The 8,498-nt window shown below is 70.0% G+C and carries 9 protein-coding genes; 4 read left to right on the top strand and 5 right to left on the bottom strand.

Going from position 1 to position 8,498, the window contains the following annotated elements; all coding sequences use genetic code 11:
* The first annotated feature begins 317 nt into the window (after positions 1–317).
* Positions 318–1,124 (top strand): hypothetical protein, encoded by an 807-nt coding sequence (locus tag Adu01nite_RS41185; protein WP_239133100.1) that lies wholly within the window; start codon positions 318–320, stop codon positions 1,122–1,124.
* Positions 1,125–1,545: 421 nt separating this feature from the next.
* On the opposite strand, the gene Adu01nite_RS41180 is transcribed toward Adu01nite_RS41185, so the two are convergent.
* Genes Adu01nite_RS41180 through Adu01nite_RS41165 form a run of 4 tightly spaced genes read right to left on the bottom strand, consistent with a single transcriptional unit; the run spans position 1,546 to position 4,761 of the window.
* Entirely contained in the window at positions 1,546–1,704 is a 159-nt protein-coding gene (locus tag Adu01nite_RS41180) for a hypothetical protein (protein ID WP_203734788.1), read from the bottom strand.
* A complete protein-coding gene (locus Adu01nite_RS41175; protein ID WP_203734787.1) occupies positions 1,673–3,115 on the bottom strand; it encodes a flavin-containing monooxygenase in 1,443 nt (480 codons plus the stop codon). Before Adu01nite_RS41175 ends, Adu01nite_RS41180 begins: the two co-directional genes overlap by 32 nt.
* Positions 3,112–3,996 carry a cupin domain-containing protein gene (locus Adu01nite_RS41170; protein ID WP_203734786.1) on the bottom strand — a complete coding sequence of 295 codons (885 nt, stop codon included), beginning with the start codon at positions 3,994–3,996 and terminating at the stop codon, positions 3,112–3,114. The genes Adu01nite_RS41175 and Adu01nite_RS41170 overlap by 4 nt, the downstream gene beginning before the upstream one ends.
* 9 nt (positions 3,997–4,005) lie before the next feature.
* Positions 4,006–4,761 (bottom strand): HpcH/HpaI aldolase family protein, encoded by a 756-nt coding sequence (locus tag Adu01nite_RS41165; protein ID WP_203734785.1) that lies wholly within the window; start codon positions 4,759–4,761, stop codon positions 4,006–4,008.
* Between the two features lie 128 nt (positions 4,762–4,889).
* Here Adu01nite_RS41165 and Adu01nite_RS41160 point away from each other — a divergent pair, with 128 nt between their 5' ends.
* Genes Adu01nite_RS41160 through Adu01nite_RS41150 form a run of 3 tightly spaced genes read left to right on the top strand, consistent with a single transcriptional unit; the run spans position 4,890 to position 7,661 of the window.
* Entirely contained in the window at positions 4,890–5,561 is a 672-nt protein-coding gene (locus Adu01nite_RS41160) for a GntR family transcriptional regulator (RefSeq protein ID WP_203734784.1), read from the top strand.
* 40 nt (positions 5,562–5,601) lie between these two features.
* The gene (locus Adu01nite_RS41155) at positions 5,602–6,000 is read left to right on the top strand and encodes a carboxymuconolactone decarboxylase family protein (protein ID WP_203734783.1); all 399 of its coding nucleotides are present in this window, start codon (positions 5,602–5,604) and stop codon (positions 5,998–6,000) included.
* Positions 5,997–7,661 (top strand): thiamine pyrophosphate-binding protein, encoded by a 1,665-nt coding sequence (locus Adu01nite_RS41150; RefSeq protein WP_203734782.1) that lies wholly within the window; start codon positions 5,997–5,999, stop codon positions 7,659–7,661. The genes Adu01nite_RS41155 and Adu01nite_RS41150 overlap by 4 nt, the downstream gene beginning before the upstream one ends.
* Here the strand turns inward: Adu01nite_RS41150 and Adu01nite_RS41145 are convergent.
* Complete coding sequence (locus tag Adu01nite_RS41145) at positions 7,658–8,488, bottom strand: SDR family NAD(P)-dependent oxidoreductase (protein WP_203734781.1); 831 nt, start codon at positions 8,486–8,488, stop codon at positions 7,658–7,660. The two genes, Adu01nite_RS41150 and Adu01nite_RS41145, sit on opposite strands and share 4 nt — an antisense overlap.
* Positions 8,489–8,498: the final 10 nt, after the last annotated feature.

Here is an 8,498-nt window from a genome sequence, read left to right as displayed (position 1 = left end):
CACTCCCCTAAAACCACCAAAGCCCCCATCAACCGTCAACACAAAGCTCCAAGAGAGCAGAGAAGCAAAACCCCAGCCACCCCCACGCCTTTCCCGAACCACGGCCGTAACCAGAGCCGGCCAGGGGTTGAGTTGAAGGGTGAAACCCAGAGCTGACGACCGTCTCGCTCCCCGGTCCGGGCAAACAAACCGCCACGGCCGGCCTCGAGGATGGGCGCCCGGCTGCGCGTCCTCGGCCGTTCGTCCGAGTCGCGACCGCCGCGAGTGGGTCTCCGGACAGATGCGCGAGCGGCGCCCCGGGCGATGGGATGGCGTCCATGCGCAAGACTCGATGGAGTTCGCGTCCCGTGATCGGGTTGCTGGTGGCCGCCGGTGTCGCGTCGATGGTGGCGTTCGTGTTCGCCCCCGCCGCCCTGCTCGGCGGACGGTACGGGTCGTTCCGGCAGGAGGCCGCGCTGCGGGACGGGGTCAGTCGCGGCCTCGTCGAGTTCTGGCAGGGCAACGGGCCGGAGTACCCGGCCCTGCTGGCGAGACTGGTCGACTACTGGTTCCGATGGCACGCGATCAAGGTGGCGATCAGCGCCCTGATGCTCATCGTGTTCGTGCTGCTGGCCGCCGCTCTGTGGCGCGGATATCTGCGAAGCGGAGGCGCGCGGGCGCTGGGCGCCATCACCGCGACCAGCTTCGCGACCCTGGCGGTGGGACTGCTGCTGCTGAACATCCAGGCGACCGCCGTGCCGCTGGTCGCGTTGCTACCGCTGCTGAGCGGCGGACCACACAGCGGCGACCTCACCCGGACCCTGCACGAGGTGCGCGACAGCGTGAACCGGCCGCCCGGCCCACACGGCGGTCCGCCCGCGTTGCCGGTCCTGCTCGGCGAGGTGGAGCGGTACCACTGGGTGCTGGCCGCGGCGGCCGGCACGGTGGTGCTGGCAACCGCCCTGGCGAGCGCGATCCTGTGGCGGCGGCGCCGCGCCGGATCCGCGCGGGCCGGGTTCATGCGCAAGGCACTCAGCATCACCCTGGCGGTCACCGCGACCTTGCTGCTGACCGTGGTGGCATACAGCGCATACTCGGCGGCCACCCCCGGCGACGCGCTCCTCGCGCTCCTCGGCGGCGGCTGACCGCCGGGTAAGCGCAACTCCGCGGCCGGAGCGGAAGTTGGGCTGAAGCTAGGTCGCAGCGGGAACTGGATGAAGCCCCTGATCCGCGACTCGAGGAAGCACGCCGGACGCCATTGTCGCCGTCCCGGAGTGAGTGGGCAGCGGCACAGCCTTCTCGAAATGCCGGCAAGGTTCCATTCCCAGCGTCAAGCGCAACCGGCGCGGAATGTTCGCATGGGCCACCACAAAGCCGGGCCTGCCCGACCTCCCCGCCCGGATCAACCACAGCGCGGCAGCCAGACCACAGCGCAAAAGGGGACCGCCCAGCCCCATCAGCCACCCACCAGCGAGGAACCAGAGTCCTACCCGTCAGGTGCTCCCCCGCGAGGTTGAGGGCCGGGGGTGACCACGCAGGGCATAGATGCTTTACCGCCCAGCGTGGTCACCCCCGGCCCTCAGCCGTCCCAGCGTCACCCCAGTAGCGGGTGGCGAGAGTGCTACGCGTGTTCTGGTCGCCGGAGCCGGTGAGCCGGGACAGCAGCTCGACCACGGTCGGGTACGTGGTGACGTCAGCGAATCCGCAGCCCGAATCGAGCGACAAAGCGAGTGGCCAAAGCATAGGCAAGATGCCCACCGGGCCACTGCGTGACGTTGTGCCCCGAGGGATCGTGGTAGTAGTTGTGGCACCCCGCATTCATCGCAGATGCGCTGGTGGCGAGCTTGCGATCGACCCACGCAACGAAGCGGCGAGCCGCCTCGGGTGAGGTGTCGATGCTTCGGCGACGGCCGCGGGAAAGGCGGCGCACGGCGCCGGCGACCACTTCGGCCTGGCGCTCCAACTGGGCGATGACGGAGACGCCGCCGTTGGTGTTCGGGCCGTACAGGATGAAGAAGTTAGGAAAGCCCGGGACCGTGATGCCCATGAAGGCGCTGGCCCGCTCCCGCCAAACGTCATGGATGCCCCGGCCGTCGCGACCTTTCACGTCGATGCCGGCCAAGAACTTGGTGGGCTGAAAGCCGGTGCTCAGGACCAGAACGTCGACCTGACGCTCGGTCCCGGTCGCGTCGATCAGGCCGGTCGGCGTAACCCGATACACCGCGTGCGGCACCAGCTCGACGTCGTCGCGGTTCAGTGAAGGGTAAAAATTGGACGACAGGATCGGGCGTTTGCAACCCCATGGATAGTCGGGCTTCACGGCCGTACGCGTAATCGGGTCTTTGATCGTCGTGGTTATAAAACGCTCGCAGAGCGCTCGCATTCGTTGCTGGCGACCGGAACCGGTGTCGTAGCCGCGGAAACGGCGGTTGCCCTTGTGGAAAATCCACGCTCGGTTCAGGCGCTGGGCGAGCGGCACGTTGCGGAATATCCAGCGCTGGCGTGCGGTGAAGTCGTGCTCGTTCTTGGGTTCGACCCAGCCGGGCTCGCGCTGATAAACGTAAACCTGACCGGCCGCCGGTGCGATCGCCGGAACGATCTGGACCGCGGTCGAGCCGGTGCCGACGACCGCGACGGTCTTGCCGGTCAGGTCGTGTTCTTCCCAGCGCGAGGTGTGGAAGCACGGGCCCTCGAAGGTGTCCAGGCCCGGCCACGAGGGGTAGCGCGGCACGCTGAGCAGCCCCAACGCGGAGATGACGACGTCGAAGACCTCGGTGTCGCCGTGCTCCGTCGACAGCGTGTAGCTGCTCGTCGACTCCTCCCAGACCAGGTCGGTCACCCGGGTGCCGAGCCGCAGATGTGGCCGCAGCCCGAAATGATCGACCACGTGCTCGGCGTACGCGAGGAGCTCCGGCTGGGTGGCGTGGGTTCGTGGCCAGTCGTATGTGAGGAAGGAGAACGAGTACGCGTGTGAGTGCACGTCGACCTCGCAGCCCGGGTACCGGTTGTCGAACCAGGTGCCGCCGACCCCGGTGGACTGCTCGAAGATCGTGTAGCTGACGTTCTTGTTGCGGCGCAGTTTGACGGCGGCCGCGATGCCGCCCAGGCCGGCGCCGATGATCGCGACCCGGATCATGGTGCCGGGTATTCGTCGGCGTTGAAGACCCAGCCCTCCATGGCCGAGAAGTCGGCGCGGGGTGGGGAGAACACGTCGATGAGATGGTTCGTGCCGGGGGCGACCGCCTCGCTGGTGTGCTGCGACGGCGGCGGGATCACCGTGACGGCCGGCGCCACCACCCGCTCGTGCTCGTCGGCGCGCCAGTTCGCCTTGTTGGTGGTCCACGGCCAGCGGAGGTGGTGGATGTATTCGCCGGCCAGCACGATCGAGCACTGTTCGAAGTCGTCGTGGGTGTGCGGGGAGAGCTTGGCGGGGTCGCGCGGGCCCTGCTTCGGGTCGATGAAGTTGACCATGAAGGTGGTGCACCGGAACAGCCGGAACGGCGGGTTGGCCAGGGGCGGGACGGTCAGGTCGTACGCCCGGATCTTGAAGCCGCCCGGCGGGTCGGGCCAGGGCTGGAACGGCGGGATGTTCTCGTGCGGCTCGTCGTAGGAGCTCGCGTTGGCGGCGAGCGCGGCGACGTCCGCGGAGCGAGTGGTGAGCAGGCGCAGCACCCGGCCCTGGCCGGTGATCGTCACGGTGCTGTCGCCGGGCGGGATCACGAGCATCGTCTTGCCGGTCACCGTGAGGTCCCCGACCGTGGCGGACAGGTTGTCGTCGGCGAGAAGCACGACGTACTCATCAGGTTGGTCTTGTCGGCGGAAGGAAGCCGAGCCGTCCAGGTCCGAGTAGCCGACGACGAAGTTCTGGCCGCGGGCGTACCAGGTGGAGATCTCGCCGGTCTTCTCGACCGGCGGCAGGTCGCGGAATTTGACGTGTTCGGAGCCGGAGAAGCGTTCGGGCACGGCCGGCTTGGCGGCCGGCAGCGTGGAACGCAGATCGGTGGGGTCGTACGCCATGGGGGGCTCCTAGAGAGATGAGCGAATCGAGACGGCGGCGGACCGGAGCAGGCTGGTGTCGTTGCTGACCATCACGTAGCGGTAGCCGCGGTCGGCGGCCTCGCGCGCCTGCGCGGCGGTCTGCACCGCGGTGCCGGCCGGGATCCCGCGCGCCTGCGCGGCCGACAGCAGCTTGTCGACGAGCTTCTGCAACTCGGGGTCGGAGGCCGGCAACCGGGACGACAGCTGCAGGTCGCCCATGCCGAGGAAAACCCCGTTGAGGCCGGGTACGTCGAGGATGTCGTCGACCGCCTCGATCGCGGCCCGCTCCTCGAGCTGGACGGCCCGCATCACTTCCTCGTCGCCGAAGCGCAGGTATTCGGCCCGGTCGAGGCCGCCCCACCGGCCGGCCCGGGAGGTGATGCCGATGCCGCGGTCGCCGCCGGGCGAGAACATCATCTGCCGGACCGCAGCGGTCGCCTCGTCGACCGAGGTGACCCGCGGGACAAGGATGCCGTCGACGCCGGCGTCGAGCAGCCGCTGCAGGTGGCTGCCGCTGCGGTCGGGCACCCGGACGACCACCGACATGCCCGCGCCCTGGGCGACGACGGTCGCCTGGTAGGCGAACTCGAATGTCAGGGGCGCGTGCTCCTGGTCGATCACGATGTAGTCGAAACCGGCGTCGGCCAGGATCTCGATCGGCTCCAAGGCCGGGATCTTGACCCACGTACCGAACAGGCATCGGTCCGCCGAAGCCAGTTTACGAGCGAAACCCAAGCGCGCCATGATGGCTCCTCACAAGGGATTTTGGGTTTCGAGAATGTAGCATCGTCATACGATCTGAGACAACCGCTACGATGGTCGCACCACCGGAGAAGCCACCGGACAAGCCGGCAGAAGAGAAGGGGCGGGCGGTGACTCAGACCAATGCGCTTCGCGTCGAACGGGCCCCGGCACTCATCCGTTCGCAGGTCCTCGACAACCTCCGTCAGGCCATCATCGACCGCCGGCTCGCGCCCGGTCAGCGGCTGATCGAGCGGGAGCTGGTGGAGCTCACCGGCGTCTCCCGCACCAGCATCCGCGAGGCGCTGCGTGAGCTCGCCGCCGAGGGCCTGGTCACCGCGATCCCCAACAAGGGCACCGTGGTCACCATGGTCAGCGCCGAGGAGGCGCGCCAGCTCTACCAGGTGCGCTCGGCCCTCGAAGCGCTGGCCGGCCGGCTGTTCTGCGAGAACGCGACGCCCGCGCAGCGCAAGGCTCTGGGCCGCGCGCTGGAGAAGATCGACCGGCTCGCCGCCAAGGGTCAGCCGATCCTCGCCGCCAAGGACGCGTTCTACGACGTGATCTTCACCGGCGGCGGCAACGAGGCGCTGCGCTCGGTGGTGGCCGGCCTGCACGCCCGGGTCAGCGTGTTGCGTTCGCTCTCCCTGTCGGTCGAGGGCCGCCTCGCGCACAGCCTTGAAGAGCTGCACGCGATCGTCGCCGCGGTCGAGGCGAACGACCCGGACGCGGCCGCCGCGGCGTGCGCCAGGCACGTCGAGGAGGCGGGCCGATCCGGCCTGATCGCCCTCGAAAAGGAAGGCTGAGTCTTCCCGCAGATTGTATGATCGTCGTACGCTTCCACGCATGAGTGACGACGACGGCCGCCTCGAGCGCGGCAACCGGGTCCGGCGGGAAGTGCTCGGCGACGCGCACGTGAACCGATCGTTGGCGCAGGCCACCGACTTCACCCGCGTCCTTCAGGAGTTCGTGACGGCCAGCTGCTGGGGCGACGTCTGGTCGCGCGACGGCATCGACCGCCGCACCCGCAGCCTGCTCAACCTGGCCATGCTGACCGCGCTCAACCGCCCGCACGAGTTCTCGGTGCACGTCCGCGGCGCGCTGCGCAACGGCTGCACCGTCGCCGAGATCCAGGAGGTGCTGCTGCAGACCGCGGTCTACTGCGGCGCCCCGGCCGCCCTCGAGTCGTTCCGGCTCGCCGAGCGGGTGATCCAGGAGGTCGGGGCAGAGGCGCCGGCCGCATGAGAGCGGCCCGCGTCGTCGCGGACATGCTCGCCGGCTACGGCGTCACCCACGTGTTCGGCGTGCCGGCCATCCTGCGGCGCACCCTGGCCGAGCTGGAATTGCACCACCCGGACGTGCAGCGGGTCGTCACCCACGGCGAGAAGTCGGCGGTCTACATGGCCGACGGCTACGCCCGGGTCTCCGGCCGCCCCGGCATCGCGATGGCGCAGATCGTCGGCGCGCTCAACCTGGCGGCCGGGCTGCGCGAGCCGTTCCTGGCCGGTTCGCCGGTGATCGCGCTGACCGGCGGCCGCTCCCCCGCGACCAAGTTCCGGCAGGTCTACCAGGAGATCGACGACCTGCCCGCGTTCGATCCGGTGACCAAGCTCAACGCGACCATCGACGACGCCGACCGATTCCCGGACATGCTGCGGCAGGCGTTCCGGGTCGCGACGACCGGCGCGCCCGGCCCGGTCCACCTGCAGATCCAGGGCAACGAGGGCCAGCTCGACCTGGCCGAGACCGACGCCGAGCCGCTGGTCGAACCGATCTTCGGCCAGGTGCCGCCGATCCGGCCCGCGCCGCACGACGACGACATGAAAGCCGTGCTGCGACTGCTGGCCGAGGCCGAGCGCCCGGTGATCGTGGCCGGCGGCGGCGTGCGGGCCTCCGGCGCGGGCGCTGTATTGACAGCGTTGGCCGAGAAGCTGGGCATCCCGGTCGCGACGTCGGCGAACGGCAAGGACACGTTCCCCGGGACGCATCCGCTGTCGGCCGGCGTGGTCGGCACCTATTCGCGCGAGTGCGCCAACCAGATCGTCAACCGCGCCGACCTGGTCTGCTTCATCGGCACCCGCACCGGCGGCATGACCACGCACTTCTGGGCGGTGCCGCCGATCGGCACCCCGGCGATCCAGATCGACATCGAGCCGTCGCACCTGGGCCGCAACTACCCGCTGCGCGCGTTCATCGCCGCCGACGCGAAGCAGGCACTCACCCGCATGGCCGCCCTGTCCGTGCCAACGGAGCGCAATGAGTGGCAAGCCGAGGTGCAGCGGCTCAAAAAAGACTGGCAGGAGCGCTATCGCGACGTCCTGACCAGCGACGCGGTGCCGATCCGGCCCGAGCGGATCGCCGCCGAGCTGACCGCCGCCCTGCCCGCCGACGCGGTCCTGGTCACCGACACCGGGCACGCCGGCATGTGGATGGCCCAGTTCCACGACACGACCTCACCGCGCCAGGGTTATCTGCGCAGCGCCGGCCACCTGGGCTGGGCATTCTCGGCCGGCCTCGGCGCCAAGTGCGGCGCCCCGGACCGCCCGGTGGTCGCGTTCACCGGCGACGCCGGCCTCTACTACCACCTCGGCGAGATCGAGACGGCTGCCCGCCGCGGCATCAACCTGGTCACCGTCGTGAACAACAACAACGGCGGAAACCAGAGCAAAAGGGGCTTCGACCGGGCGTACGGCGGGGAGCCGACCGAGAAGTCCCGGGAGCTCTGGACCTATCGGGAGGTGGACTTCGCCCGGATCGCCGACGAGATGGGCGCGCTCGGCATCCGGGTGGACCGCCCGGGCGACCTGGCCAAGGCCCTGGACACCGCGCTCGACGCGGGCCGCCCGGTGGTGATCGACGTGCACACCGACATCGGCGTCACCGCACCCCAGCCGGTGACCGGCTAGGAGCCGTAGAGGGTCCGGTCGTAGGCGGCGAAGTCCCAGGCACCGGCGCCGCCCGACGGCCGGACCACGCTCACGATGCTGGCGCCGCCGTCGACCGAGACCACCTCGCCGGTCATGTAGGACGCGTCGTCGCTGAGCAGGAACGCGACCACCCCGGCCACCTCGTCGCCGGTGCCGGCCCGGCGCAGCGGCGTGGCCGACGCCCGACGCGCCATGTCGTCCTTACCGCCGGGCACGTCCGGGGTGGCGGCGAAGAGGTCGGTCGGCACGATGCCGGGGGCGACCGCGTTGACCCGCACCCCGATCGGCCCGCCGTACATCGCGGCCCCGCGCAGCAGCCCGAGCACGGCGTGCTTGGAGGTCTGGTAGGCGAGCAGGTCGGCGCTGCCGCGCAGGCTGCCGATCGAGCCGGTGAGCACGATGCTGCCGCCGCCGTCCTGGGTCGCGTAGCGCCGGAACGCCTCGCGCACGCCGAGGAAGACACCGCGGACGTTGACCGCCATCACCTTGTCGAACTCGTCGGCGCTCAGCTCGGGCAGGGTGGCGAACGAGCCCGGGATGCCGGCGTTGAGGTGGTGCAGGTCGATGCGCCCGAAGCGGGCGACGGCTGCCGCGGCGTACTCATCAATGCCGGCTTCGGCCGAGACGTCCGCACGGACCGCGAGTCCCTCGGTGGCCAGGGTTTTGACGAGGTCTTCGACGCGGCCGGCGTCGAGGTCGACCGCGACGACGTGCGCGCCCTCGTCGGCCAGTCGTCGCGCGGTGGCCGCGCCGATCCCTCCGGCCGCGCCGGTGACGACGGCGACCTTTCCGGCAAGTCCGCGCATGTTGTCTCCC

This window comes from Paractinoplanes durhamensis (assembly GCF_016862175.1).
In the GTDB taxonomy this organism is placed as follows: domain Bacteria; phylum Actinomycetota; class Actinomycetes; order Mycobacteriales; family Micromonosporaceae; genus Actinoplanes; species Actinoplanes durhamensis.
This window is presented reverse-complemented; position numbering and strand designations above follow the sequence as displayed.